Annotated in this window: 25 protein-coding genes; 15 read left to right on the top strand and 10 right to left on the bottom strand. The window is 55.6% G+C overall.

What is annotated here, in order from left to right:
- Nucleotides 1–43: 43 nt before the first annotated feature.
- On the top strand, nt 44–943 hold the full coding sequence (gene nhaR / locus HF679_RS14905) for a transcriptional activator NhaR (RefSeq protein WP_123757573.1): 900 nt from the start codon (nt 44–46) through the stop codon (nt 941–943).
- Nucleotides 944–1,037: 94 nt separating this feature from the next.
- Here the strand turns inward: nhaR and rpsT are convergent, their stop codons facing one another.
- Complete coding sequence (gene rpsT, locus HF679_RS14900; protein ID WP_003018940.1) at nt 1,038–1,301, bottom strand: 30S ribosomal protein S20; 264 nt, start codon at nt 1,299–1,301, stop codon at nt 1,038–1,040.
- A gap of 330 nt (nt 1,302–1,631) precedes the next feature.
- On the opposite strand from rpsT, the gene ribF reads away from it, so the two are divergent.
- From ribF to rihC, 6 genes are all read left to right on the top strand, one after another.
- Complete coding sequence (gene ribF, locus HF679_RS14895; protein ID WP_123757572.1) at nt 1,632–2,570, top strand: bifunctional riboflavin kinase/FAD synthetase; 939 nt, start codon at nt 1,632–1,634, stop codon at nt 2,568–2,570.
- A 44-nt stretch (nt 2,571–2,614) separates the two neighbouring features.
- A complete protein-coding gene (gene ileS / locus HF679_RS14890) occupies nt 2,615–5,431 on the top strand; it encodes an isoleucine--tRNA ligase (RefSeq protein WP_123757707.1) in 2,817 nt (938 codons plus the stop codon).
- Nucleotides 5,431–5,928 carry a signal peptidase II gene (gene lspA / locus HF679_RS14885; RefSeq protein ID WP_123757571.1) on the top strand — a complete coding sequence of 166 codons (498 nt, stop codon included), beginning with the start codon at nt 5,431–5,433 and terminating at the stop codon, nt 5,926–5,928. The genes ileS and lspA overlap by 1 nt, the downstream gene beginning before the upstream one ends.
- Before the next feature lie 114 nt (nt 5,929–6,042).
- A complete protein-coding gene (fkpB, locus tag HF679_RS14880) occupies nt 6,043–6,492 on the top strand; it encodes an FKBP-type peptidyl-prolyl cis-trans isomerase (RefSeq protein ID WP_123757570.1) in 450 nt (149 codons plus the stop codon).
- A 1-nt stretch (nt 6,493) separates the two neighbouring features.
- Nucleotides 6,494–7,444, top strand: coding sequence for a 4-hydroxy-3-methylbut-2-enyl diphosphate reductase (ispH, locus tag HF679_RS14875; RefSeq protein ID WP_187042173.1), 951 nt, complete (start codon nt 6,494–6,496; stop codon nt 7,442–7,444).
- A 65-nt stretch (nt 7,445–7,509) separates the two neighbouring features.
- Nucleotides 7,510–8,424 (top strand): ribonucleoside hydrolase RihC, encoded by a 915-nt coding sequence (gene rihC / locus HF679_RS14870; protein WP_187042172.1) that lies wholly within the window; start codon nt 7,510–7,512, stop codon nt 8,422–8,424.
- A gap of 6 nt (nt 8,425–8,430) precedes the next feature.
- On the opposite strand, the gene HF679_RS14865 is transcribed toward rihC, so the two are convergent.
- A complete protein-coding gene (locus tag HF679_RS14865; protein WP_187042171.1) occupies nt 8,431–9,333 on the bottom strand; it encodes a LysR family transcriptional regulator in 903 nt (300 codons plus the stop codon).
- A 92-nt stretch (nt 9,334–9,425) separates the two neighbouring features.
- On the opposite strand from HF679_RS14865, the gene HF679_RS14860 reads away from it, so the two are divergent.
- From HF679_RS14860 to HF679_RS14850, 3 genes are all read left to right on the top strand, one after another.
- On the top strand, nt 9,426–10,055 hold the full coding sequence (locus HF679_RS14860; RefSeq protein ID WP_123757567.1) for an alanyl-tRNA editing protein: 630 nt from the start codon (nt 9,426–9,428) through the stop codon (nt 10,053–10,055).
- A 115-nt stretch (nt 10,056–10,170) separates the two neighbouring features.
- Entirely contained in the window at nt 10,171–10,734 is a 564-nt protein-coding gene (locus HF679_RS14855) for a glucose-6-phosphate isomerase family protein (protein WP_123757566.1), read from the top strand.
- Entirely contained in the window at nt 10,727–11,509 is a 783-nt protein-coding gene (locus HF679_RS14850; protein WP_123757565.1) for a glucose-6-phosphate isomerase family protein, read from the top strand. The genes HF679_RS14855 and HF679_RS14850 overlap by 8 nt, the downstream gene beginning before the upstream one ends.
- Before the next feature lie 43 nt (nt 11,510–11,552).
- Here the strand turns inward: HF679_RS14850 and HF679_RS14845 are convergent, their stop codons facing one another.
- From HF679_RS14845 to HF679_RS14825, 5 genes are read right to left on the bottom strand one after another with little or no spacing between them, the layout of a single operon-like run.
- Nucleotides 11,553–12,371, bottom strand: a complete 819-nt coding sequence (locus HF679_RS14845) for a PTS system mannose/fructose/sorbose family transporter subunit IID (RefSeq protein ID WP_123757564.1) — start codon at nt 12,369–12,371, stop codon at nt 11,553–11,555.
- Nucleotides 12,371–13,168, bottom strand: coding sequence for a PTS mannose/fructose/sorbose/N-acetylgalactosamine transporter subunit IIC (locus HF679_RS14840; RefSeq protein WP_123757563.1), 798 nt, complete (start codon nt 13,166–13,168; stop codon nt 12,371–12,373). Before HF679_RS14840 ends, HF679_RS14845 begins: the two co-directional genes overlap by 1 nt.
- A 10-nt stretch (nt 13,169–13,178) precedes the next feature.
- Complete coding sequence (locus tag HF679_RS14835; RefSeq protein WP_123757562.1) at nt 13,179–13,673, bottom strand: PTS system mannose/fructose/N-acetylgalactosamine-transporter subunit IIB; 495 nt, start codon at nt 13,671–13,673, stop codon at nt 13,179–13,181.
- Between the two features lie 12 nt (nt 13,674–13,685).
- Nucleotides 13,686–14,114, bottom strand: a complete 429-nt coding sequence (locus HF679_RS14830; protein WP_187042170.1) for a PTS sugar transporter subunit IIA — start codon at nt 14,112–14,114, stop codon at nt 13,686–13,688.
- 4 nt (nt 14,115–14,118) lie between these two features.
- Nucleotides 14,119–15,864: a class I mannose-6-phosphate isomerase gene (locus tag HF679_RS14825; RefSeq protein ID WP_187042169.1), complete on the bottom strand. Its 1,746-nt coding sequence runs from the start codon at nt 15,862–15,864 to the stop codon at nt 14,119–14,121.
- Between the two features lie 189 nt (nt 15,865–16,053).
- On the opposite strand from HF679_RS14825, the gene HF679_RS14820 reads away from it, so the two are divergent.
- The 5 genes from HF679_RS14820 to HF679_RS14800 all read left to right on the top strand — a co-directional run bounded on the left by HF679_RS14820 (nt 16,054) and on the right by HF679_RS14800 (nt 23,372).
- Nucleotides 16,054–17,088, top strand: a complete 1,035-nt coding sequence (locus tag HF679_RS14820; RefSeq protein ID WP_187043060.1) for a LacI family DNA-binding transcriptional regulator — start codon at nt 16,054–16,056, stop codon at nt 17,086–17,088.
- A 175-nt stretch (nt 17,089–17,263) separates the two neighbouring features.
- The gene (gene dapB, locus HF679_RS14815) at nt 17,264–18,085 is read left to right on the top strand and encodes a 4-hydroxy-tetrahydrodipicolinate reductase (protein ID WP_123757558.1); all 822 of its coding nucleotides are present in this window, start codon (nt 17,264–17,266) and stop codon (nt 18,083–18,085) included.
- A 458-nt stretch (nt 18,086–18,543) separates the two neighbouring features.
- Complete coding sequence (carA, locus tag HF679_RS14810; protein WP_123757557.1) at nt 18,544–19,692, top strand: glutamine-hydrolyzing carbamoyl-phosphate synthase small subunit; 1,149 nt, start codon at nt 18,544–18,546, stop codon at nt 19,690–19,692.
- A gap of 16 nt (nt 19,693–19,708) precedes the next feature.
- Nucleotides 19,709–22,933 (top strand): carbamoyl-phosphate synthase large subunit, encoded by a 3,225-nt coding sequence (carB, locus tag HF679_RS14805; protein ID WP_154144485.1) that lies wholly within the window; start codon nt 19,709–19,711, stop codon nt 22,931–22,933.
- Between the two features lie 202 nt (nt 22,934–23,135).
- Nucleotides 23,136–23,372 (top strand): YgdI/YgdR family lipoprotein, encoded by a 237-nt coding sequence (locus tag HF679_RS14800; protein ID WP_123757555.1) that lies wholly within the window; start codon nt 23,136–23,138, stop codon nt 23,370–23,372.
- Nucleotides 23,373–23,426: 54 nt separating this feature from the next.
- On the opposite strand, the gene HF679_RS14795 is transcribed toward HF679_RS14800, so the two are convergent.
- From HF679_RS14795 to idnO, 3 genes are read right to left on the bottom strand one after another with little or no spacing between them, the layout of a single operon-like run.
- Complete coding sequence (locus tag HF679_RS14795) at nt 23,427–23,894, bottom strand: YhcH/YjgK/YiaL family protein (protein ID WP_123757554.1); 468 nt, start codon at nt 23,892–23,894, stop codon at nt 23,427–23,429.
- Entirely contained in the window at nt 23,891–24,421 is a 531-nt protein-coding gene (locus HF679_RS14790; protein WP_187042168.1) for a gluconokinase, read from the bottom strand. The genes HF679_RS14795 and HF679_RS14790 overlap by 4 nt, the downstream gene beginning before the upstream one ends.
- A 14-nt stretch (nt 24,422–24,435) precedes the next feature.
- Nucleotides 24,436–25,200, bottom strand: coding sequence for a gluconate 5-dehydrogenase (gene idnO / locus HF679_RS14785; protein WP_154144490.1), 765 nt, complete (start codon nt 25,198–25,200; stop codon nt 24,436–24,438).
- Nucleotides 25,201–25,482: the final 282 nt, after the last annotated feature.

Raw genomic sequence — 25,482 nt, 5'->3', positions numbered from 1 at the left:
AGAGCCTGTGGTGGCTCTCCCTGGCATTATCAGGGAGCGAAACATGTCGCATATTAACTACAACCATCTGTATTACTTCTGGCACGTTTATAAGGAAGGTTCCGTTGTTGGCGCGGCGGAGGCTCTGTTCCTGACGCCGCAAACCATCACCGGGCAAATCAAAGCGCTTGAAGAGCGTTTACAGGGGAAGCTGTTTAAGCGTAAGGGCAGAGGGCTGGAGCCGAGTGAGCTGGGCGAGCTGGTATTCCGTTATGCGGACCGGATGTTCACCCTCAGCCAGGAAATGCTCGATATCGTGAATTACCGCAAAGAGTCTAACCTGCTGTTCGACGTTGGCGTCGCCGATGCCTTGTCGAAGCGTCTGGTGAGCGGCGTGCTGGATGCGGCAGTGGTTGAGGATGAGCAGATTCATTTACGCTGTTTTGAGTCGACCCACGAAATGCTGCTGGAGCAGCTCAGCCAGCACAAGCTGGATATGATTATCTCTGACTGTCCTATCGACTCTACCCAACAGGAAGGGCTGTTTTCGGTGCGTATCGGCGAGTGCAGCGTGAGCTTCTGGTGCATGAACCCACCGCCAGAGAAACCGTTCCCCGCCTGTCTTGAGGAGCGCCGCCTGCTGATCCCTGGCCGTCGCTCAATGCTCGGTCGCAAGCTTCTCAACTGGTTCAATTCGCAGGGGCTGAAGGTTGAGATCCTCGGCGAGTTTGACGATGCGGCACTGATGAAGGCATTTGGGGCGGCACACAACGCGATTTTCGTCGCGCCGACGCTCTACGCCCACGATTTCTATCAGGATGAGTCAATTATTGAGATCGGCCGGATGGATAATGTGATGGAAGAGTATCACGCCATTTTTGCCGAGAGGATGATTCAGCATCCGGCGGTGCAGCGTATTTGCAATCGCGACTACTCGTCGCTCTTCACCGTACCGCAGCCGTAAAGTATTGCGCGCGGCCGGCGTTGCCGGGCGCGGATAACAGGCATAAAAAAACCCGCTTTCGCGGGTTTTTTTCAAAGCGATAACAGACGGGCGATTAAGCCAGTTTGTTGATCTGAGCGGTCAGGTTTGCTTTATGACGCGCAGCTTTGTTTTTGTGGATCAGACCTTTAGCAGCCTGACGGTCCACGATTGGTTGCATTTCGTTAAATGCTTTCAGTGCAGTAGCTTTGTCGCCAGCTTCAATAGCTGCGTATACTTTCTTGATGAAAGTACGCATCATAGAGCGACGGCTAGCGTTGTGCTTGCGGGCCTTTTCAGACTGAACGGCGCGCTTCTTAGCTGATTTGATATTAGCCAAGGTCCAACTCCCAAATGTGTTCTATATGGACAATTCAAAGGCCGAGGAGAATGCCCGTTTAGCCTTCTTTTGTCAATGGATTTGTGCAAATAAGCGCCGCTTAAAACAACAACGCTTTATTACGTAGTGATGGCGCAAGATTCTACCAGCTTGTTGCTGGCGAATACAGCCTTTCCACCATAAAAATCGATGACCCCGGCGAGTTTTTGCCGCATTCCTACGCTGAGTTGATGAATTACCGGGATCTTTCGGTGAAGAGGTGCAATCGCTGGTTAACGTCGTCAGTTGTACAAGGTATACTCGGACGATTTTCACTGTTTTGAGCCAGACATGAAGCTGATACGCGGCATACATAATCTCAGTCAGGCGCCGCACGGGTGCGTGCTGACCATTGGTAATTTTGACGGTGTGCATCGCGGGCATCAGGCGCTGCTGCAGCGTTTGCGCGCAGAGGGCCGCCAGCGTGGTTTACCGGTGGTGGTGATGATTTTCGAACCACAGCCGCTGGAGTTGTTCGCAGCCGATAAAGCACCCGCGCGTTTAACGCGGCTACGGGAAAAACTGAGCTATCTGGCTGAGAGCGGCGTTGACTATGTGCTGTGCGTGCGTTTTGACCGACGCTTTGCCGCGCTGACCGCCCAGGATTTTATCAGTGAACTGCTGGTGCGCCGTTTGGGCGTGCAGTTCCTTGCGGTCGGCGATGATTTCCGCTTTGGCGCTGGTCGCCAGGGGGATTTCTTGCTATTACAAAAAGCAGGAACAGAATACGGCTTTGACGTAACCAGTACCCAAACCTTTTGTGAAGGCGGGGTGCGTATCAGCAGCACCGCGGTGCGTCAGGCGCTGGCGGATGACGACCTCGAACAGGCTGAAACCCTGCTGGGACATCCTTTTGCTATATCCGGGCGAGTGGTTCACGGCGATGAGCTGGGGCGCACCATTGGTTTTCCGACGGCGAACCTACCGCTGCGCCGTCAGGTTTCCCCGGTGAAAGGGGTCTATGCGGTTGAAGTAACAGGCTTAGGCGACAAACCGCTAGTGGGCGTCGCCAATATTGGCACCCGTCCAACGGTTGCCGGCGTGCGCCAGCAGCTGGAAGTGCATCTTCTGGACGTTGTAATGGACCTCTATGGTCGCCATATAGATGTAATACTGCGTAAGAAAATACGTAACGAGCAGCGATTTGCGTCGCTTGATGAGCTAAAGGCGCAAATTGCACGAGATGAGTTAACGGCCCGCGAGTTCTTTGGGCTGGCCAGGCAGGCATAAGCCTGTTGGTGTTTATCAAACCGAAATACGGAACCGAGAATCTGATGAGTGACTATAAATCGACCCTGAATTTGCCGGAAACAGGGTTCCCGATGCGTGGCGATCTCGCCAAGCGCGAACCGGGAATGCTGGCGCGTTGGACCGATGATGACCTGTACGGCATCATCCGTGCAGCGAAAAAAGGCAAAAAAACCTTCATTCTGCATGATGGCCCTCCATATGCGAATGGCAGCATTCATATTGGTCACTCGGTTAACAAGATTCTCAAAGACATTATCGTTAAGTCCAAAGGGCTGACGGGCTATGATTCCCCATACGTTCCGGGTTGGGACTGCCACGGTCTGCCGATCGAGCTGAAAGTCGAGCAGGAATACGGCAAGCCAGGTGAGAAATTCACCGCCGCGGAATTCCGCGCCAAGTGCCGTGAATATGCGGCGACGCAGGTTGACGGGCAGCGTAAAGACTTTATTCGCCTGGGTGTGCTGGGTGACTGGTCGCGTCCGTACCTGACCATGGACTTCAAAACCGAAGCCAACATCATCCGTGCGCTGGGTAAAATCATCGGCAACGGTCACCTGCACAAAGGCGCGAAGCCGGTGCACTGGTGCGTAGACTGCCGTTCCGCGCTGGCGGAAGCCGAAGTGGAATACTACGACAAAACGTCTCCGTCTATCGATGTGGCTTTCAACGCGGTAGACAAAGCGGCGGTGCTGGCGAAATTCGGCGTGGCCGACGTCAACGGTCCGGTTTCCCTGGTTATCTGGACCACAACCCCGTGGACCCTGCCGGCAAACCGCGCAATCTCCCTGTCTGCGGAATTCGACTATGCGCTGGTGCAGGTTGACGGTCAGGCGCTGATTGTGGCGAAAGACCTGGTTGAAAGCGTGATGAAACGCGCGGGCATCGCGGATTACACCATCCTGGCGACGGTGCAGGGCGATCAACTCGAACTGATGCGCTTTAAGCATCCGTTCCTCGGCTTTGACGTGCCGGCGATCCTCGGCGATCACGTGACTCTGGATGCGGGTACCGGTGCGGTGCATACCGCCGGCGGCCACGGTCCGGATGACTACACCATCAGCCAGAAGTACGGTCTGGAAATCGCCAACCCGGTAGGACCGGATGGTGCTTACCTGGCGGGGACTTACCCGGCGCTGGACGGCATTAATGTCTTTAAAGCGAACGACATCATCGTTGAGATGCTGCGTGAAAGCGGTGCGCTGCTGCACGTTGAAAAAATGCAGCACAGCTATCCATGCTGCTGGCGCCACAAGTCGCCGATCATCTTCCGGGCGACACCGCAGTGGTTCGTCAGCATGGATCAGAAAGGCCTGCGCGCGCAGTCGCTGAAAGAGATCAAAGGCGTGCAGTGGATCCCGGACTGGGGCCAGGCGCGTATTGAATCAATGGTTGCTAACCGTCCTGACTGGTGTATCTCTCGTCAGCGTACCTGGGGCGTACCGATGTCCCTGTTTGTACACAAAGAGACTCAGGAACTGCATCCGCGCACGCTGGAGCTGATGGAAGAAGTCGCTAAACGTGTAGAAACCGACGGCATTCAGGCCTGGTGGGATCTCGACGCGCGCGACATCCTTGGCGCCGACGCCGATAGCTACGAGAAAGTGCCGGATACCCTGGACGTGTGGTTCGACTCCGGGTCTACCCACTCCTCCGTCGTTGACGTGCGTCCGGAGTTCTCCGGTCATGCCGCCGATATGTATCTGGAAGGTTCTGACCAGCATCGTGGCTGGTTCATGTCCTCGCTGATGATCTCCACGGCGATGAAAGGCAAAGCGCCTTACCGTCAGGTACTGACCCACGGCTTCACCGTTGATGGCCAGGGCCGTAAAATGTCCAAGTCCATCGGCAACACCGTTTCGCCGCAGGATGTGATGAACAAACTGGGTGCCGACATTCTGCGCCTGTGGGTGGCTTCCACCGACTACACCGGCGAGATGGCGGTCTCCGATGAGATCCTCAAACGTGCTGCCGACAGCTATCGTCGTATCCGTAACACCGCGCGCTTCCTGCTGGCGAACCTTAACGGTTTCGATCCGGTAAAAGACATGGTGAAACCGGAAGAGATGGTGGTGCTCGATCGCTGGGCGGTAGGCTGCGCGCAAGCGGCACAGGAAGACATCCTGAAAGCCTATGAATCTTACGATTTCCACGAAGTGGTGCAGCGCCTGATGCGCTTCTGCTCCATCGAAATGGGCTCGTTCTATCTCGACATCATCAAGGATCGCCAGTACACCGCGAAAGCGGATAGCGTGGCGCGCCGCAGCTGTCAGACCGCGCTGTTCCATATCGTGGAAGCGCTGGTGCGCTGGATGGCGCCGATCATGTCCTTCACCGCCGATGAAATCTGGGGTTACCTGCCAGGTTCCCGCGAGAAATACGTCTTCACCGGTGAATGGTATGAAGGTCTGTTCGGCCTGGCCGACAACGAAGTGATGAACGACGGCTTCTGGGACGAGCTGCTGCAGGTGCGTGGCGAAGTCAACAAGGTTATCGAACAGGCGCGTGCTGACAAGCTGGTAGGCGGTTCTCTGGAAGCAGCGGTAACGCTGTATGCCGACGCCGGACTGGCGGCGAAGCTGAACGCGCTGGGCGAGGAATTACGATTTGTCCTGTTGACCTCCGGGGCGAAAGTTGTCGAAGATGCCCAGGCTCCGGCGGACGCCTGGCAGAGTGAACTGCTGAAAGGCCTGAAAGTCGTGTTGAGCAAAGCCGAGGGCGAAAAATGCCCGCGTTGCTGGCATTACACCAGTGATATCGGCAAGGTAGCGGAACACGCAGAAATCTGCGGTCGCTGTGTCAGCAACGTCGCCGGTGACGGCGAACAACGTAAGTTTGCCTGATGAGTAAATCTGTCTGTTCAACGGGGCTACGCTGGCTTTGGGTCGTCGTAGCCGTGCTGATTATCGATCTGGGCAGCAAATTCCTGATCCTCCAGAACTTCGCTCTGGGGGATACGGTATCGCTGTTCCCGTCGCTTAATCTGCATTATGCGCGTAACTATGGTGCGGCTTTTAGCTTCCTGGCCGATAGCGGGGGCTGGCAGCGCTGGTTCTTCGCCGGCATCGCCATCGGTATCTGCGTGATTCTGGCGGTATTGATGTACCGCTCAAAGGCCACACAAAAGCTGAACAACATTGCCTACGCGCTGATTATTGGTGGCGCGCTGGGGAATCTGTTCGACAGACTGTGGCATGGCTTTGTCGTCGATATGATTGATTTTTATGTCGGAGACTGGCACTTCGCCACGTTCAATCTGGCCGATACCGCGATTTGCATCGGCGCGGCGCTGATTGTGCTGGAAGGTTTTTTACCAGGCGCTGCCAAAAAAACCGCCTGATGATCCCTGCCGGGTCGCGTTCGCGCTGACCCGGCCTTCATGATAAGTTTGCCCTGCCAGCGCGCTATTCGGCGCGGCGGGGTCAATACAAATAAAAACTTAGAGCAAACCTGCATGTCTAACTCTGTACAGAGCAACAGCGCGGTGCTGGTGCACTTCACGCTGAAACTGGATGATGGTTCCACCGCGGAGTCTACGCGTAATAACGGTAAACCTGCGCTGTTTCGTCTCGGCGACGGGTCTCTTTCTGAAGGTCTGGAGCAGCATCTTCTGGGGCTGAAAGCGGGGGATAAAACCACCTTTTCCCTGGAGCCGGATGCCGCATTTGGCGTGCCAAGCCCGGATCTTATCCAGTACTTCTCACGTCGTGAATTTATCGACGCGGGCGAGCCGGAAATCGGCGCAATTATGCTCTTTACCGCAATGGATGGCAGCGAAATGCCTGGCGTGATCCGTGAAGTGAACGGCGATTCGATCACCGTTGATTTCAACCACCCGCTGGCCGGGCGCACCGTCCATTTTGATATTGAAGTGCTGGAAATCGATCCGGCGCTGGAGGAGTAAAATGCAGATCCTGTTGGCTAACCCGCGCGGCTTTTGCGCCGGCGTTGACCGCGCTATCAGCATTGTCGAAAACGCGCTGACCCTCTATGGCGCGCCGATTTATGTGCGTCATGAAGTGGTGCATAACCGCTATGTGGTCGATAGCCTGCGGCAGCGCGGCGCTATTTTCATCGAGCAGATTAGCGAAGTGCCGGACGGCGCGATCCTGATTTTCTCCGCACATGGCGTGTCTCAGGCGGTACGCAACGAAGCCAAAAGCCGCGATCTGACGGTCTTTGACGCGACCTGCCCGCTGGTGACCAAAGTGCATATGGAAGTCGCCCGTGCCAGCCGTCGTGGTGAAGAGTCGATCCTGATTGGCCATGCCGGTCACCCGGAAGTCGAAGGGACGATGGGCCAGTACAGCAACCCGCAAGGGGGAATGTACCTGGTAGAGTCGCCGGATGATGTCTGGACGTTGGACGTGAAAAATGACGCCAAACTGTCGTTTATGACCCAGACCACGCTCTCGGTCGATGATACCTCTGAGGTCATTGATGCCCTGCGTGAACGCTTCCCGAAAATCGTCGGGCCGCGTAAAGATGATATTTGTTACGCCACCACCAACCGTCAGGAAGCGGTCCGCGCGCTGGCTGAACAGGCCGATGTGGTGCTGGTGGTGGGGTCGAAAAACTCCTCTAACTCGAACCGTCTCGCGGAGCTGGCTCAGCGGATGGGGAAAGCCGCCTATCTGATTGACGACGCCACCGATATTCAGGAAGCGTGGGTCAAAGCGGCCACATGCGTGGGCGTGACCGCGGGCGCGTCGGCGCCGGATATTCTGGTGCAGAATGTGATTTCGCGCCTCCAGGAGCTGGGCGGCGGTGAAGCGGTGCCGCTGGAAGGCCGTGAAGAGAACATTGTTTTCGAAGTACCGAAAGAACTGCGGGTTGATGTCCGTGAAGTAGAATAAGTTCTTTGGTTCCCTGTTGTGAGAAGATGCCAGACTTAATGTCTGGCATTTTTTTTGGAGAAACCATGCGCTTACCGATCATTCTTGATACCGATCCCGGCATCGACGATGCGGCGGCAATAGCCGCGGCGTTGTTTGCCCCCGAGCTGGATCTGCAATTGATGACCACGGTCGCGGGCAACGTGTCGGTGGAAAAAACCACCCGCAACGCGCTGCAGCTGCTGCATTTCTGGGGGGCCGATGTGCCGCTTGCCCAGGGCGCGTCAATGCCGTTGGTACGTCCGCTACGCGACGCGGCCTCGGTACACGGCGAATCCGGCATGGAAGGGTATGATTTTGTCGAGCACGATTGCCAGCCGCTGCCGAAACCGGCTTTTCAGGCGATTCGCGATGCGCTGATGCATGCCCCGGAGCCTGTCACGCTGGTGGCGATTGGTCCGCTGACTAATATTGCGTTGCTGCTGACGCAGTACCCGGAATGCCGCTTTAACATTCGCCGGCTGGTGATCATGGGCGGGTCCGCCGGGCGCGGCAACTTCACGCCCAACGCGGAGTTTAATATTGCCATTGACCCGGAGGCGGCAGCTCAGGTGTTCCGCAGCGGTCTGGAGATCGTCATGTGCGGCCTGGACGTGACGAACCAGGCGCTACTGGCGCCCGACTATCTGGCGACGCTGCCTGCGTTGAACAAGACCGGGAAAATGCTCCATGCGTTATTCAGCCACTATCGCAGCGGCAGCATGAGCAGCGGCCTGCGTATGCATGACCTGTGCGCCATTGCGTGGTTGGTTCGCCCGGAGCTGTTTACGCTCAAACCGTGTTTTGTGGCGGTGGAAACGCAAGGAACCTGGACCGCCGGTACCACCGTTGTCGACATCGAAGGGCGCCTGGGCCAGCCAGCGAACGCGCAGGTAGCACTGGATCTTGATGTCGCCGGTTTCCAGCGCTGGGCCGCGGAGGTGCTGTCTCTGGCACCGTAAGCGGCGCTAGCGACGGTAAATCTTCTCGCTCAGGTAATCGATCATGGCCCGCATTCTGGCGGGCATATGCTTATTGCCCGACCACAGCAGCCACAGCTGGCCGCTATAGCTGCTGATAAACTCCCATTGCGCCAGTACCTGCACGATCTCCCCGCGCTCCAGCGCCTCGCGGGCGGTAAACAGCGGCAGGCTGCCGATCCCCAAATGTTGCTTCACCGCGTCCAGGCGTACCGCGGTATGGTTGGCGGCGTAGCGTCCGTGAGTCTCAATGGTGTCCGTTTTGCCCGCCTGACGGAATTTCCAGCGTGAGTCGGCCGGAGTTTCGCCGAGGCTGATACAGCTGTGGTGACGCAGGTCAGCTGGCGTCTGCGGCGTGCCGTGCTGGCATAAGTAGTCCGGAGTGGCGCAGATAATGTGCGTCACCGGCATTAACGGCTTGCCGTGCAGCCCCGGAGAAGGCGTATGGGTAATGCGCAGCGCCAGATCGATACCATCGTCAATCAAATCCAGATAGCGGTCTTCGAGCCGCAGGCAGACATCCACTTCCGGATAGCGATCGAGAAACTCGGTCATCAGCGGATGAATCACGAAGCGACCGACGGCTTTAGGCACGCTGAGCGTGAGTTTGCCCTGCGCTACCTCCTGGGTACTGCTGGCGGAGTCCATCGCCTGGCGGGCCGACGCCAGCATCTCCAGCGCGTGGCTATAGACCGATTCCCCGGCATCGCTCAGGCGTAATTTACGCGTACTGCGCTGCAGCAGTTTGCAACCCATCTCATGTTCAAGCCGCGAGACGCTGCGGCTGATCGCCGATGGCGTGACCCCGTTCAGCCGGGCGACGGCGGAGAAGCTGCCGTGGTCGACAATCTGCACAAACAGGGCAAGGTCGGGCAGTAAATTAAGATTCATTTGTGCTCATCAGGCAAAGGTCCATTGATGGATGACGGGATTATCGTCATGCGTAATATCAATATACTGTCCTGACAGAGAGGAGGACAACCATGACTGAACGTCTTTATTACACCAGCGATGCGACCGAAGGGCGCGCACGGATACTGGGCTGCCTGCCCGAAGCCGATGGTCGCTACGCCATCACCCTGGATCAAACCCTGTTTCACCCGCAGGGCGGCGGACAACCGGCCGATCGCGGCTGGATCGGCGATATTCCCGTAGAGAGCGTTAGCGCACGCGGCGATAGCATTGTGCATATTGTTTCGCAGCCGCTGCCCCTGGAGGAAGTCACCATGCGGGTGAATGCTGAAGAAAGGCACCTGCACGCCCGGTTACATTCTGCCGGGCATCTGATTGGTCAGGCCGGTGAACGCTTTGGCTGGCAGCCCATCAAGGCTCATCATTGGCCTGGCGAAGGGCGGATCACCTTCAAAGCCGGCGCACAGGCGTCGCTGCCCGAAGCCAGCGCGTTGCTGGCGCAGGTTGAAGCCTGGCAGACAGAGCATTTACCGCGTCAGATCTCGTTTGCCGATGGCCTGCGCAAGGTCGGGTTCGGCGACATGCTGAGCTATCCCTGCGGCGGCACGCACGTCGCCAGCCTGGCTGAGCTCGGCAAGGTGACGATACTGCAGGTGAAAATGAAAAAAGGGCAGTTAATCGTTAACTACACGCTGGAATAGCGACAATGCTGCCGTGGGTTCTGTGATACCGACGGCAAATCCACGTGATACATTCAAGGTTAATCGATTAATCTGCTAATCTGATTCTGCTGTTCTCCTTGGGCCGGAGACAAACATGAATCCTTCTTTTATCCAGCCACCGCAGGTGGCGTGGGCCAGTGGAGCACTTTCCAATGGTCCGTTATTAGGTAAGTCAACGCGCATCATCGATCTTGCCGGTATTTTTGCCGATGAGCAGGCTCGTCAGGCTATGGCGGGAGAGCAGGTTGTTTATGATGTAGAAATGTTTGATACCCCTTCAGACGAAGGGGAGCTGTATACCGGCGTTACCCATCTGTATCCGGGGAAAGTTGGCAACGAGTATTTTATGACCCGTGGGCATTACCATGCCCGCCGTGAGCAAGGCGAAGTTTACTTTGGCCTGCGCGGTAGCGGTTTGCTGTTGCAGCAAAATGAGCAAGGACAGGCGCGGCTCGAAAAGGTTTCTGTCGGGTCCGTGCATATTATTCCCGGATTTACCGCCCACCGGTTGATTAATACCGGTGAGGATACGCTCTCTGCGTTGGCCGTCTGGCCCGGCGTTGCAGGCCATGACTACGCATCGCTGGTAAACGGCTTCGCGTTGCGGATTATCGAGGAACATCAGCAGATCCAGGCAAAGGAGGTGCAGAATGGCTAATTCTGTCCGCGATTATGGTCTGGATATGACGATTCATCATCAGCCGCTGGGTTTCAGCTATGGTGAGGATGTGACCGGCCCGATGCCGGAGATCCGTCACCTCGAACAAATCCGTGCTTCGCTGCGCGACCCGCATTGCGACGGACCGCAAGATGTTTATGCAATCGCCATGGACGTTGCGCGGATGCAGGATCGTGAAGAGCTACAAAAACGAATGTTGCTGTTTGGCGTAGTGACCTATGCCGCCGGACGTTTAGGAGATGAGCCGATTCGCAGCCAGGGGCATATCCATCGTATTAGCCAGCACAGTGGTTGGTCGCCGCCAGAACTCTATGAGATCTGGCAAGGGAGCGCAATTATCTATATGCAGGAGTACGTAGAGGACGATCCCGGTCGTTGCTTTGCCGTGATTGCTAATCCAGGAGAAAAAGTGCTGGTGCCACCAGGATGGGGGCACGCCACGATATCGGCTAACCCGGATGTTCCACTCACTTTCGGTGCCTGGTGCGACCGTGAATATGGTTTTGAGTATCAGGCTGTTCGAGCGCGTAAGGGGCTGGCATGGTACCCGTTATTGCAAGATAAGCACGTGGTCTGGCAGCACAATCCGCATTACGTTGCAGGACGATTACAGGCGATCACTCCCCGACAGTACACTGAATTTGGGCTAACTTCCGATCCGATTTATCAGCAGTTTATCGATGACCCAGCGCGCTTTCAGTTTATCTCCCGCCCGGATAAAACGGCGGAGCTGTGGCACAACTTCCATCCATAAGAAAACCGGGGCGTAATGCCCCGGTCAGCTTTATTCAGGCATGTTAACCGGCAAAGAAACCGCTGGCGACGCCTGCCGCAGCCAGCACCAGCAGCATGATCATGGCTTTCACTGGCGAAACGCCGCGTTTGGCCATCAAATACCAGGTTCCCAGCACCACGACAAGAGGCAGTAACTGCGGGAAAATACCATCCAGCATTTGCTGGACGTGGATATTAACGCCATCTTTCGTAATAAACTCCAGCCCGGTGCCGAGCTTTACGTAGCTTGCCGCCACGCCGCCCATCACGAAAACCCCCAGTAGCGACAAGGCTTCGCGCAGGCGGGCCGATTTGCTGCTGACCAGCATTTCTACCGAGCCGGAGCCCATTTTGTAACCTTTCAAAAACAGGAACCACGAGCCCGGCAGAATAATAGCCAGCCAGGCGATGGTATAAAATAGCGGCCCAAGAATACTGCCGCCGGCCGCAAGCGCCATACCAATACTCAATAAGATGGGGATTAGCATGCCTGGGATCATCGAGTCGCCGATCCCGGCGATCGGCCCCATCAGACCGACTTTCAGGGTATTTATCGTTTCACCGTCGATGGGATCACCGTTGGCTTTTTTCTCCTCTAGCCCCAGCACCATACCGTTAACAATCGCGCCGATTTGCGGTTCAGTGTTATAGAACGAAGCGTGGCGGCGCAGCATTTCAGTACGCTCAGCGGTATCCGGGTAAAGTTTTTTCGCCACCGGCAGCATGCTCAGGCAGAAGCCGAAGGATTCCAGGCGCTCAAAGCTCATGGACGAGAGGTTGTGCATCATCCACGCTCGCCAGCAACGGCGCAGATCTTTCCGGGTCAGGGTACGGTCTTCCATCAGAATTCATCCTCATCATCGACGACCGGTGCTGTGCCTGCGTTTTGCTGCGGCTCCGGTTTGTAGTTGTAATGGATAAGCGCCAGCAACGAACCCACGATCACCAGTGCGACCATATTGAGTTTTAAAAAGACGATGCAGACGAAACCGACGAGAAAATAGATCAGCATGGTGTAGTTTTTGATGATCTGTTTGAGCAGTATTGCGATCCCCACCGCAGGCAGGATGCCGCCCAGGACGTTCATCGTCGACAGAATGATCTTTGGCAAACTGTCCATAAAGCCGCTGATGTACTGTGCGCCGAAATAGACGGCAATAAACGTAGGCACGAAGCGTAAAACAAAGTTCGTGACCTGGGGCCAGATGGCGCTGTTCAGATAAATACCGCGATCGTCGCCTCGCTCCAGCGCCACGTCGGCCCGGTGATTCCAGAAGGAGTTCAGCACCATCATCGCATTGAACAAAATCGTGCCGGCGATACCGATAGTGGCAGCCAGAGCTACCGCGACCTCCGGCCCTTTACCTGACAGAATACCTAACGCAATTGCCGGATAGGCGACGAAGTTGAGGTCCGCGGGCATTGAACCGCCCGGCGTCACCATCGCGATATAAACCGCCTGGACCGCAACGCCTATCATGATCCCGGTCTTCAGGTCGCCCAGAATCAGCCCGACCAGCATGCCGGACACCAGCGGTCGGGTAATCAGATACCAGCCGCCGGTCAGACCTAGAAGCCAGGGACTGCTGAGGGCCCCCAGATAACAAAGAATGCCAATCAACGTAGCTTCGATAATCATCATCCGCTCCTTATTTCAGCTTCTGGCGTGCGTCCTGCCAGCTGTAGTAGCTGGCATCCGGAACCAGACGGAATTCAACGTGATGCCCGTGCTGTACCAGCCAGTCAAAGGCGGCGACCTCAGCGGCATTCACCGACTGATTTGGTCCAATGGTGGTGGTATCCGCGCGGGCGCTCATTGGGCCAACGTTGATTTTGCCATTGGCATTTTTCAGGCTGATCCCTGCCGCCTCCAGGCGCTGTAAAGTGACCGGGGATTTGCCGATCACGAAATAGCGTTTCTCACTGGCAATGACTTTTGGCAGTTTTTCAATGGCCGTAGCGGTGTCGAACAGCCAGACTTTGATGTCTTGCACGGCGCCTTTCATCACCGACGAAAGTAGCGGATCGGCCGCGACAGCGTCGTCAATTGCCACGATACCGTCGCAGGGCAGCTCTTTGGCCCAGCGCGTCACGAGCTGCCCATGGATCACCCGGTCGTCAATACGTACAAAAGAGATACTCATAAGCGTTTTCCTTTAAAAATCATCAGGCTGAATGGCTAAAACCGGGGTGGCTTTAATCAGGGTGGGTACGGTTAACGCCAGTAGCTGTAAGGCAGCGGCGTGAACATCCGTCAGGTGGATAATGTCTTCACTCTGCAGCAGCATCGGGAAATTAACCCCGGCCAGTACGGCGACAGGAGGCGTTGTCTGGGAAGAAAATGCGTGCAGGCAGGCGACGTTCCATGGCGTACCGCTTTGCATATCGCATAGCACCAGTACGCCGTCGGCCTGCTGACCAACTTCACCCAGCGTGCGGGCGAAGTCCTGCTTAAAGCCTTCGATGCCCGCCTGTTCGTCGAGCGTGACGGTAGAGACATGCGGTAATTCGCCATAAACCATCCGCCCGCTGGCAAGCAGGGCGTTGACAAGCGGACCGTGGCTGGCAACAATGATGTTGATCATTTGCTTATCCCCTTACCCAGGCTTTGATGGTGGCAAGTTGCTGTCCTGCGCCTTTCCCCGATGGAGAGATGCGATACTCGCCTACTGCGGCGGGTATGATAAACGTCTCGGCGTAGTGGACGATAAAGTGCTCAAAGGCACCGTCAGGGCTGTCGACGAGAGCTTCCGCCCCTTCAATCAGGTTCAATACGTTAACGCCGCCCCTGGTATGGTGCGTTACCGGTGCGGTAAACCAGTGGCGACGGGTTTCGATAAACTCACGTTCGTGCATGCCCGTCCGCTCCTCTCGCCAGCCTTCTCCTTCGGTGATAGGTTCAATGCGGTTAACCAGGTTGTCGTTGACCCACTGCGTATCGCGTTGCCAGTCGATGACCTGTTCGCCATGCTCAAGATGCACCGGGCGCGGTAAACCGTCTAAGCCTAAACGCCCCCAGTCCCAGAGTTTGAAGGTGAAGATATAGGGTGTTGCGCTGATTTCGAGCACCATTGTGCCGCTTCCGGAACAGTGAACCGTACCGGCAGGGATAAGGAAGTGATCGTGCTTACGCGCCGGGATTTGGTTAACGAAGCGCCGATCGTCAAACGCTTTTTCGCCACGGCCGGCTGCCTGTAGATCGTCGAGCATCTCCTGCGGTTTGATTCCCGTTTGCGTTCCCAAATAGACCACGGCTCCCGGCTCGGCTTCGAGGATGTAATAGCTCTCATCCTGGGTATAGTGCATCCCGAACTGTTGTTGGATGTACTCGGTAACCGGATGAACCTGGAAACTGAGGTTCTGACCGCCGATGGTATCCAGAAAATCGAAGCGAATAGGAAACTCAGCGCCAAACCGGGCGTGGACCTTCTCGCCAAGGAGCGCACGTGGGTGGAGTAATACCAGGTTTTGTGAGGGGATCTCGATCCGCACCTGACCAAAACGCAGTAACAGGCTGTTTTCCTCGGGCACGCAATCAAAACACCATGCGTAATTGGGCGCGGAGGGATCGAGATCGAATTGCTGTTTCATCCACTGACCGCCCCAGACACCAGGGTCGAAGAAAGGGACGACCCGGAACGGGCGGGCGGTAGTGTGCTGTAGTCCAGCGCGCAGCGCTTCACCGCTGACTAGCGTCGGTGCATCTTTTTGTGTGGTATCGAGCAGATAATCGGTACGTTTGAGCAACGGCGTTTTATGGCGGTCGAAGACGCGCCATTCAATAAAGAAGGCGCGTTTATAGCGGCGGAGAATATCTTCGTCCTGGTTATCTGCCCCCCAGTTTCCCAGGCCATCATGGCGCATCCGTTGTTGGATTTCCCAACGTGGCATATCAGCGTAGACCAGCAGGTCTCCTGGGTGAACGAGCGTGGCGCCAGGACCATAGATCACAATGACGCCTTCCGTTACGGCGTCAACCTGGCGGCGTAACTGATGCAGTTTTTCGGCATTAAAAAACTCATCAAGGTGATGGCAGGACAGCACGCCGAAGACGCGGTCATCGGTAAGATTGCGCGCCAGGAGATCGTGTAACGCTTGCTCATCGCGGCGGGCGGATTCGACGTTCAGTGTCAATGCAGCGTTGAGTGATGGCAACAGGCGCTGTTCCAGCTCCTCAATCCGCACGCCTGGGTAGCAGTCCACAACCAGCACGGTTCTGGAGGACGTTGATGTTCTGGCGTTAAGTGCGGTATTGATGGAGGCCCAACCCTGCCAGGCCTGGTCGTCATAGCCCTGAATGGCTATATCAGGGAATTTATCATAGGTCGTTTGCATTATTTGTCTCCATATTGGCTAAACAAAGATTAATCGATTAACCTTGTTTTGACAGTATGGTTAACGCGATTAACCCGCCATAATCCACAACCAGCGGGCTAAAATGCGTCTTAATGTGAGTGTGCTCACAGGGAATAATGCATTTTTTAGGTTATTCGATTAACCTTCAGTGAACGAACAGGAGGCATGATGACGACAGTAACGCTGGCACAGGTGGCCGAACGGGCAGGGGTGTCTACGGCTACCGTTTCGATGGTGTTGCGTAATCGAGGACGGATTTCACAAGCTACGCGTGAACGGGTGCTGAAAGCTCTGGATGATTCCGGATATGTCTACAACCAGACTGCCGCTAACCTGCGGAATCGCAGTAGCAATCAGGTCGGACTGTTACTGCATGATATTACCAACCCGTTTTATGGTGAGATGACGGCGGGCTTAAGTCATGAAATGGAGCGACACGACCTGCTGCTGTTCCTGGCAAACAGTGAAGAGTCAGGCGAGCGACAACAGAAGTTTGTTGACTCACTCATGCGAAACAACGCCTGCGGCATGGTGTTGTGCGCGGCGCGGGAAACCCCGACCTCATTTTTCGATGCCCTGAAAAGGCGCAATATTCCCGCCATTATGGTGGTACGTCCGCTCAGCGATCCGGATTTTGATTTTGTCGGCACCGATAACTTTCTTGGCACGCAAATGGCTACCGCTCACTTGTTGAAAATGGAGCATCGGAATATTGCTTTTATCGGTGGCAGCTTGAGTTCAGGTACTCGGGCGCAACGTATTGGTGGCTTCACCAGTACGCTACTGGAAAGCGGAATATCCCCTAATCCTGAGTGGATTGTCACGGCTAAGGCCAGCCAGATTGATGGGGCGAAAGTCGCCGAGGCGCTCCTGACCCGCTATCCGGAGATAACGGCCGCAGTCTGTTATCAGGATATTGTGGCACTTGGTGTGATGCAGGCGCTACGTAAAACCGGGCGTGAACCGGGTCGGGATTTTGCGCTGGTGGGGTTTGACGATATTACCGAGGCGGCTCTGGTTCAGCCTGCCCTGACGACCGTTTCGGTGGCAGCAAAAGAGATTGGTCGGAAAGCCGGTGAGCTATTGTATAGCCGTATTCAGGGCAATAATGAGCCGCCAAAACGGATTATTCTGCCCCCCGCGCTGGTGATCCGTGAATCGTGCGGATTTATGCGCAAAGAGTCAGTGATCTCAGACTGTTAGCGGTGCTTTAACGCTACGATATCTCTCCTTCTAATGATGAAAAACATATAGTTTTTACTGATATCGATCGCGGTTTGTCATAAATTTCTAATTATCGGTGTTTTTGAGTAGCGGCCCATCGTTGGGCTGGTTACTCTGAAAACTATTTACGTGAAGTTAACAAAAGAGAATAGCTATGCATGATGCACAAATCCGCGTGGCCATCGCGGGCGCGGGCGGCCGGATGGGACGCCAGTTGATTCAAGCGGTACAGCAGATGGACGGCGTGGCGCTGGGCGCGGCGCTGGAGCGCGAAGGTTCCTCCCTGCTCGGCAGCGATGCTGGCGAACTGGCAGGCGCAGGCCACATGGGCGTCACGGTGCAAAGCAGCCTGACGGCAGTCAACGATGATTTTGACGTGCTGATCGATTTTACCCGCCCGGAAGGCACCTTAAACCACCTGGCGTTTTGCCGCGAGCATGCGAAAGGGATGGTGATTGGTACGACGGGTTTTGATGACGCAGGAAAACAAGCCATTCGCGATGCCGCGCAGGATATTGCCATAGTTTTCGCGGCTAATTTCAGCGTCGGCGTTAACGTCATGCTGAAACTGCTGGAAAAAGCGGCGAAGGTCATGGGTGACTATACTGATATCGAAATTATCGAAGCTCACCACCGCCACAAGGTCGATGCGCCGTCAGGCACAGCGCTGGCGATGGGCGAGGCGATTGCCGGTGCTCTGAACAAGGATCTGAAGGATTGCGCAGTCTACAGCCGTGAAGGTTATACCGGCGAGCGCGTACCGGGCACCATCGGGTTTGCCACCGTGCGCGCGGGTGACATCGTCGGGGAACATACGGCGATGTTCGCCGATATCGGCGAGCGCATTGAAATCAGCCATAAAGCCTCCAGCCGGATGACGTTTGCCAATGGCGCCGTTCGTTCCGCTCTGTGGCTGAAAGACAAGAAAATCGGGCTTTTTGATATGCGAGACGTCCTGGAGTTAAACAGTTTATAAGATTTATTACCCATCGTGATGTGGTTGTTGCATTCAATATGTGATTGATTGCAAAGGGCAATATTTTATTGCCCTTTTTATTTTTAATCGTTTCATTAATGTTTTTATCTCAAGCATTTATAATTCATGCTTATCTCTTCTATTTCTGTTGTGTTATTGTAAATTTTGACCATTTGGTCTACTTTTTCACACTCAGGCCCGCATTTTTTCAATCTTCCTAGTCCGCAAGCGTTTTCTTAGCATAGTTAGTTGATCTTTTTGCCTGCTAAAGCAGTGTGAAGTGCCCAGTGACGTAAAAATAGATTAAAAATATCGGCTTTAAGTTGACTTTTGCCCGACATCTCTCCAGAATGCCGCCGTTTGCCAGAAATCCATAGGTAAGCAAATTTGCATTGATTCGTGCTATCGCTATGCATTAATATGCAAATAAAGTGAGTGAATATTCTCTGGAGGGTGTTTTGATTAAGTCAGCGCTATTGGTTCTGGAAGACGGAACCCAGTTTCACGGTCGGGCCATCGGGGCAACGGGCACGGCGGTTGGGGAAGTCGTTTTCAATACTTCAATGACCGGTTATCAAGAAATCCTCACTGATCCCTCCTATTCCCGCCAAATTGTCACTCTTACTTATCCTCATATCGGTAATGTCGGCACCAACGCCGCCGATGAAGAATCTTCCCAGGTACATGCACAAGGTCTGATTATTCGCGACCTGCCGCTGATTGCCAGCAACTTCCGCAATACCGAAGACCTCTCTTCTTACCTGAAGCGCCATAACATCGTGGCGATTGCCGATATCGATACCCGTAAGCTGACTCGTTTGCTGCGCGAAAAGGGCGCACAGAACGGCTGCATCATCGTAGGGGATAACCTGGATGCACAGCTGGCGCTGGAAAAAGCCAAAGCGTTCCCGGGCCTGAACGGCATGGACCTGGCAAAAGAAGTCACCACTTCAGAAACCTACAGCTGGACACAAGGAAGCTGGACGCTGGCGGGCGACCTGCCGGAAGCGAAAGCGGAAAGCGAACTGCCGTTCCACGTTGTGGCCTACGATTTCGGTGCCAAACGCAACATTCTGCGCATGCTGGTCGATCGCGGCTGCCGTCTGACCGTCGTGCCGGCACAAACCTCTGCGGAAGAGGTGCTGAAGATGAATCCGGACGGGATCTTCCTGTCCAACGGTCCTGGTGACCCGGCGCCGTGCGATTACGCTATCGACGCGATTGAGAAATTCCTCGAGACCGATGTTCCGGTATTCGGCATCTGCCTCGGTCATCAGCTGCTGGCGCTGGCGAGCGGAGCGAAGACCGTGAAGATGAAGTTCGGCCACCACGGCGGCAACCACCCGGTCAAAGATATCGATAACGACGTGGTAATGATTACCGCGCAGAACCACGGTTTTGCGGTCGACGAAGCGTCTATGCCGGCTAACCTGCGCGTGACCCACAAGTCACTGTTCGATGGCACCCTGCAGGGCATCCACCGCACTGACAAACCGGCGTTCAGCTTCCAGGGACACCCGGAAGCGAGCCCAGGCCCGCATGATGCCGCGCCGTTGTTCGACCATTTTATCGAGTTAATTGAGCAGTACCGCCAGTCCGCGAAATAATCAGGAGAAAAAAGCCATGCCAAAACGTACAGACATAAAAAGCATCCTGATTCTTGGCGCTGGCCCGATCGTTATCGGCCAGGCTTGTGAATTTGACTACTCTGGCGCTCAGGCTTGTAAAGCCCTGCGTGAAGAGGGTTACCGCGTCATCCTGGTGAACTCTAACCCGGCCACCATCATGACCGACCCTGAAATGGCCGATGCCACCTACATTGAGCCGATTCACTGGGAAGTGGTACGCAAAATCATCGAAAAAGAGCGCCCGGACGCGGTTCTGCCGACCATGGGCGGCCAGACGGCGCTGAACTGCGCGCTGGAACTGGAACGTCAGGGCGTGCTGGAAGAGTTCGGCGTGACCATGATCGGCGCCACCGCCGATGCGATTGATAAAGCAGAAGACCGCCGTCGCTTTGATGTGGCGATGAAGAAAATCGGTCTTGATACCGCGCGTTCCGGTATTGCGCACACGATGGAAGAAGCGCTGGCCGTTGCTGCCGATGTGGGCTACCCGTGCATTATTCGCCCGAGCTTCACCATGGGCGGCACCGGCGGCGGTATCGCCTACAACCGCGAAGAGTTCGAAGAAATCTGTACCCGCGGTCTGGATCTCTCTCCGACCAACGAGCTGCTGATTGATGAATCGCTGATCGGCTGGAAAGAGTACGAAATGGAAGTGGTGCGCGATAAGAACGACAACTGCATCATCGTCTGTTCCATCGAAAACTTCGACGCCATGGGCATTCACACTGGTGACTCCATCACCGTGGCACCGGCGCAAACCCTGACCGACAAAGAGTATCAGGTTATGCGTAACGCCTCGATGGCGGTATTGCGTGAAATCGGTGTGGAAACCGGCGGTTCTAACGTTCAGTTCTCGGTGAACCCGAAAGACGGTCGCCTGATTGTTATCGAAATGAACCCGCGCGTATCACGCTCCTCGGCACTGGCATCGAAAGCCACCGGCTTCCCGATTGCCAAAGTGGCGGCGAAACTGGCGGTCGGTTACACCCTGGATGAGCTGATGAACGACATCACCGGCGGTCGTACCCCGGCATCGTTCGAACCGTCCATCGACTACGTCGTTACCAAAATTCCACGCTTCAACTTTGAAAAATTTGTTGGTGCGAACGACCGTCTGACCACGCAGATGAAATCTGTGGGTGAAGTGATGGCGATTGGCCGCACCCAGCAGGAATCTCTGCAGAAAGCGCTGCGCGGCCTCGAAGTGGGCGCCACCGGTTTCGACCCGAAAGTGAGCCTCGACGATCCGGAAGCGCTGACCAAAATCCGCCGCGAGCTGAAAGACGCTGGCGCCGAGCGTATCTGGTACATCGCCGATGCATTCCGTGCCGGGCTGTCCGTGGACGGCGTCTTCAACCTGACCAATATTGACCGTTGGTTCCTGGTACAAATCGAAGAGCTGGTACGTCTGGAAGAGAAAGTGACCGAACTCGGTATCACCGGCCTGACCGCTGACTTCCTGCACCAGCTTAAGCGCAAAGGCTTTGCCGACGCGCGTCTGGCAAAACTGGCGGGCGTTCGTGAAGGCGAAATCCGCAAGCTGCGTGACCAGTACAACCTGCACCCGGTCTACAAGCGTGTGGATACCTGCGCGGCGGAATTTGCGACCGACACCGCCTACATGTACTCCACCTACGACGAAGAGTGTGAAGCGAACCCGTCCGTTGACCGCGATAAAATCATGGTCCTCGGCGGCGGCCCGAACCGTATCGGTCAGGGTATCGAGTTCGACTACTGCTGCGTACACGCCTCGCTGGCGCTGCGTGAAGACGGTTACGAGACCATTATGGTCAACTGTAACCCGGAAACCGTGTCGACCGACTACGACACCTCTGATCGTCTGTACTTTGAGCCGGTCACCCTGGAAGACGTGCTGGAAATCGTGCGCATCGAGAAGCCGAAAGGCGTCATCGTGCAGTACGGCGGCCAGACTCCGCTGAAACTGGCCCGTGCGCTGGAAGCCGCTGGCGTACCGGTTATCGGCACCAGCCCGGATGCGATTGACCGCGCGGAAGACCGCGAGCGTTTCCAGCAGGCGGTTGACCGTCTGAAGCTGAAGCAGCCGGCTAACGCCACCGTTACCGCCATCGAGATGGCCGTTGAGAAGGCAAAAGAGATTGGCTACCCGCTGGTGGTACGTCCGTCCTACGTCCTCGGTGGCCGGGCAATGGAAATCGTCTACGACGAAGCCGACCTGCGTCGCTACTTCCAGACCGCGGTCAGCGTGTCTAACGACGCGCCGGTGCTGCTGGACCGCTTCCTTGACGACGCGGTAGAAGTTGACGTGGACGCCATCTGCGACGGCGAAATGGTGCTGATTGGCGGCATCATGGAGCACATCGAGCAGGCTGGCGTACACTCCGGTGACTCCGCATGTTCTCTGCCAGCCTACACCCTGAGCCAGGAAATTCAGGATGTGATGCGCGAGCAGGTGCAGAAGCTGGCCTTCGAGCTGCAGGTTCGCGGCCTGATGAACGTTCAGTTCGCAGTGAAGAACAACGAAGTCTACCTGATTGAAGTCAACCCGCGTGCGGCACGTACCGTCCCGTTCGTCTCGAAAGCCACCGGTGTTCCGCTGGCCAAAGTGGCGGCGCGCGTGATGGCTGGCCAGACTCTGGCACAGCAGGGCGTGACCAAAGAGATTATCCCGCCGTATTACTCGGTGAAAGAAGTGGTGCTGCCGTTCAACAAATTCCCGGGCGTTGACCCGCTGTTAGGGCCAGAAATGCGCTCTACCGGGGAAGTGATGGGCGTCGGGCGTACCTTCGCGGAAGCGTTCGCGAAAGCGCAGCTGGGCAGCAGCTCAACTATGAAAAAACAGGGACGCGCGCTGCTCTCCGTTCGCGAAGGCGATAAAGAGCGTGTGGTTGACCTGGCGGCGAAACTGCTGAAGTTTGGTTTCGAACTGGATGCCACCCACGGCACCGCGATTGTGCTGGGTGAAGCCGGTATCAACCCGCGTCTGGTGAACAAGGTGCATGAAGGTCGTCCGCACATTCAGGACCGTATCAAGAATGGCGAATACACCTACATCATCAACACCACTGAAGGTCGTCAGGCGATTGAAGACTCCAAGCTGATTCGCCGCAGCGCCCTGCAGTACAAAGTTCATTACGACACGACCCTGAACGGCGGTTTCGCGACGGCAATGGCGCTGAACGCCAACGCTATCGAGAAGGTCACCTCGGTGCAGGAAATGCACGCGCAGATTAAGAAATAATGTAATCTGCCCGTAAAAAGCGCCTCCGGTGGTCGACACCGGGGGCGCTTTTTTTTGCCTTGCGATCGGCTTCGAACAAAAACAAGGACATCCGCGTGAAAACACCACTTCGGAGAGTTCTGGTGTTCTCTCTCGGTTTGGTCAGCTAGCCTGAAGTGGTTAGGAAATAATTAATTTGACTGAATAACGGGAGAGAAACACGATGAAATACAATAAACCCCTCACCGCTGCGGTTTTCGCCGCTGCTGCACTGTTTACCGTAGCCGGGTGTTCATCCAATCAGTCGCTGAAAACTACCGATGGTAAAACCATTGTGACCGATGGCAAACCGCAGGTGGATGATGATACCGGCATGGTGTCCTACAAAAATGCGGAAACCGGTCGTACCGAGCAGATCAACCGCGATCAGGTTAAGTCGATGGACGAACTGGATAACTAAGAGACAAATTCATGTGGCCCCGCATGGAACGCGGCGGGGCCGATGGCTGACTGATTAAAGCAGCACGTGGTCAATTTTGACGATAATTTTGCGCAGCGGCGCGCCGGCATCCATGGCGCTCATTGGTCGATGCAGTTCCCCGGGAAACAGGACTGCCAGCTCTTCAGGATGCAGATGAATCAGCGTTTCGCTGCTGATCCCCTCACAAAAGCCAATATCATGGGCGTCCTTAAACGGTCCGTCCGGGACAATTTCCAGGCCTTTGTTTCCGGCTCCGATAATCTCCTCACCTTGCAGCACAATATGAATATCGATGTACTGACGATGGTACTCCGGGCGCTGTTCCGCCAGCGGTTTCGTGCTGCCTTCGACAACGGTAAAAAACAGATTATCGCCATCGACGGTGTATTTCCCCGGTGGCAGAGCGTGCGGCTCCTGCTGCAGTACCGCCTGCAATGCTTTGCGGATAACCGGCGGGTAAAAACTATTTTTAGCGGCGGCGCTTAAGGTATCGATAATCATGCCGGGACTCCCTGCGTGGGTTGCGGGTTAAGTAATGTGATGGAGTGCGCCACAATGCTTGCGACATCGGGGGCGATATCCACCACGACGATATCGCCTTCGCTGGCGTCCGGGGTTTCCAGCGCGGCAAACTGGCTGCGCAGCAGGGCTTCCGGCATAAAGTGGCCCTTACGTGCCTGCATCCGTTGCAAAATGCAGTCGTAGTCGCCGGTCAGCCACAGGAAGCGTAAATGGGGGTTACCCTCGCGCAGCTGGTCGCGGTAGCGCTTTTTCAGCGCCGAGCATACCAGCACGCCGGATTCGTTCTTCTGCCCAAGGCTGAAAATCACATCGCCAATGCGCTCCAGCCACGGCTGGCGATCGTGGTCATCCAGCGGCTGACTGGCGGCCATTTTGACGATGTTCTGCCGGGGATGAAGATCGTCACCGTCGATAAACTTGGCTTCAAGCGCCTGGGCCAACGCCTGACCTACGGTAGTTTTCCCGGTGCCCGACACGCCCATCAAAATAATGCATTGCCCTGCCATAATGCGCTCCTTAATCAGACGGCAACCAGCATGCCGCCGTCGACGAATAACAGATGTCCATTGACGAAATCGGATGCTTTGGAGGAGAGAAACACGGCGGCGCCAATCAGCTCTTGCGGATCGCCCCAGCGTGCGGCAGGCGTACGTTTACACAACCAGTCGGTAAAGGCCCGATCGTCCACCAGGGCCTGGGTCATGGCGGTTTTAAAATAGCCCGGTGCAATACCGTTGACCTGGATGTTATCGCGCGCCAGCTCGACGCACATGCCGCGAGTCAACATCTTCACCGCACCTTTGGCGGCGGCGTACGGGGTAATGGTGTCGCGGCCCAGTTCGCTCTGCATGGAGCAGATATTGACGATTTTGCCGCACCGGCGGCTGACCATGCGTTTGGCTACCGCCTGGGAGACCAGGAATACCGCGGTCTGGTTGACGGAAATAACGTCATGCCATTCCTGCACCGGAAATTCGGTAAAAGGATGACGGCGCTGAATACCCGCGTTATTAAATAACACGTCAATCGCACCGATATCGGTTTCAATTTTCGCAATCGCATTTTCAACCGCCTCGGCATCGGTGACATTAAATACCGCGGAGTGGGCGATGGCACCTTCATCACGTAATTTCATGACCGCATCATCCGCACGAGACGCCGAAATATCGTTGACAATAATTTCTGCGCCATATTGTGCAAGGCCTTGCGCCATGACAAAACCAATTCCTTGTCCTGCGCCAGTAATTAAAATACGTTTGCCTTGTAAGCTGAAAAGATCTTTCATCTTGATATCCTGATTAACGGCTGAATATAAATGATGTGGTGCGTGTTAATGCCGCTGGTGGCAAAACATGGCCCGCAACAACCTGTGCTCTATCTCACGGATTTTTGCCGGGTAAATCTGTGATGGAGATCACTCAAAAGGGTGTTACGAAAAGGGGTTACGCTAAACGTGATGTCGGGTGGAAATTGCCATGGCTCAAGGGGTTAAGCGCAGAATGGTGTGATTCTCTTTTTCCTGAACGGCAGGCATAATGGCCTGATGCAGTGGATGTCTTTGACGGGT

The sequence above is a fragment of the Enterobacter sp. JUb54 genome (assembly GCF_014298075.1).
Taxonomy (GTDB): Bacteria; Pseudomonadota; Gammaproteobacteria; order Enterobacterales; family Enterobacteriaceae; genus Klebsiella; species Klebsiella lignicola.
The sequence above is the reverse complement of the archived record's forward strand: the minus strand, read 5'-3'. Positions and strand labels throughout refer to the sequence as shown.